Here is a 1,719-nt window from a genome sequence, read left to right on the forward strand (position 1 = left end):
GTAATATTGAAAACTTTATTTTCAATATTTTTATCTATCTGTGAAAGTAACTTTTAATGAATTTCTATCGCTAAAATTCAGAACAAAAATAACAAAAAATCTCTTTTAGAGAGATTTTTTAGTGCCTATAATTCACCTTACACTGTTTTGTTGATTACACACAGGAGATTTGCCTCGTGTTTACATGTAAATTTAAAATAGCTGCACGATTCTTTTTTGTTACTCTTTTTATCTCAATGTTCATATTACATACTCCCTTTTCACCTTATTAACAAAGAAATAAGGCTGGTGGTTCAGCCTTTTTCTTTGTTATTTAGATTTTCTTTCATTATGATAAAATTGGGCTTCTTACTCCTGAAATAAAATTACTTTTAAAAATTTAACACCGGACGGAATGCTTGCCCTTTTTAAAGAAAAAGCCCTTGAGATTTAAGAAAAAATCAAAAAGCTTGAGTATTTAAAAATTGTTTTACAAACCAAAGTAACGTTGACTGAACAACTATTGTTAACATGTTAACGAGATAAAAATCTGCCTCGGAGCGTCAGTAGAGGCAGCTTTTTATAAAACTAGATATGAAATGTGTGTTAGTAAGTAAATTACAACATATTTTTTCATAAAAGCGATTTATTATAAGGATAAGCATAAGCATATGTATAAAAGCTGCATAATTCGTAATCGGAGCCTTTCTTAAATCCCCTGTTTTCATTGTTCATATTCCAAAAAAGGGATTTAGGTAACAAAAAATGTAATATATTACTTTTTTCTGCTAATCACGTACTTTTTCTTGAGTATAAATCAACTCTTAAAATCATCTAATCTAGTGAAAAATTCCTGAAGGAAATCATAAAATAACTTTTCCGTTGGAAGTAGTGCTCGTTCCTTTGGGGTAATAACGCCTACAGTCCTTGTTACGCTTGGTTCAACCAATGGTATTTTAACCGTTGAGCGCGGCAAGCTATCGACTAGCGTGACTTCTGGCATGAGTGTTACACCTAAACCAGCAGAAACTAACCCTTTCAACGCATCGATATCATCCCCTTCAAAGGCAACATTTGGTATGAAGCCGAGATTCTGACAAGCATTCACAACAATATCTCGAAAGACAAAACCCTCAGGTAATAAAACAAACGGTTCGTCTACTAGTTCTTGAAGTTTTACGGAGGATTCTTTTGCAAGGCGATGGTGAATTGGCAAAAGAGCCACAATATTTTCTGTAAATAAAACTTTTTGTTGAAGTTTTTTTTCTTTGAGAGGAAGTGGACCTATCAGACCAAGATTAAAATCTCCTTTAATCACACCTTCAATTAATTCCTGGTAAAGCGCTTGTTTTAACTGAAATTTTGCTTCCGGATAGCGCAATCTAAATGCATAGATTACAGTTGGTAATGTATACGCTGCTAAACTTATCGGAAAAGTAATGCGTATTGTTCCTTTTTCAGGATCTAAATATTCCTTAACCTCACGTCTCGCATCGTCTATCACATTCATGGCATGTTTCATTCGTTCAAAAAATATTTTTCCAATTGGCGTTAAATGTACCCTTCTTCCTTCTCTGATAAACAAATCAACTTCTAATTCATTTTCTAAATTTACTATTTGTCGACTTACCGAGGATTGTGCTACATGTAAAGAATGGGCGGCTTCAGTTACGTGTTCGCGTGTAGCAACCTCCATAAAATAGCGGATTTGTCTAAAGTCCATTTTATATCCTCCTTATT

At 33.3% G+C, this 1,719-nt stretch carries 1 protein-coding gene; it reads right to left on the bottom strand.

Going from position 1 to position 1,719, the window contains the following annotated elements; genetic code table 11:
- Window positions 1-796: 796 nt before the first annotated feature.
- Window positions 797-1,702 carry a glutamate biosynthesis transcriptional regulator GltC gene (gene gltC / locus RB298_RS30980; protein ID WP_271991036.1) on the bottom strand — a complete coding sequence of 302 codons (906 nt, stop codon included), beginning with the start codon at window positions 1,700-1,702 and terminating at the stop codon, window positions 797-799.
- Window positions 1,703-1,719 lie beyond the last annotated feature (17 nt).

The sequence above is a fragment of the Priestia sp. BR_2 genome (assembly GCF_041954005.1).
Taxonomy (GTDB): domain Bacteria; phylum Bacillota; class Bacilli; order Paenibacillales; family Paenibacillaceae; genus Paenibacillus_AQ; species Paenibacillus_AQ lautus_A.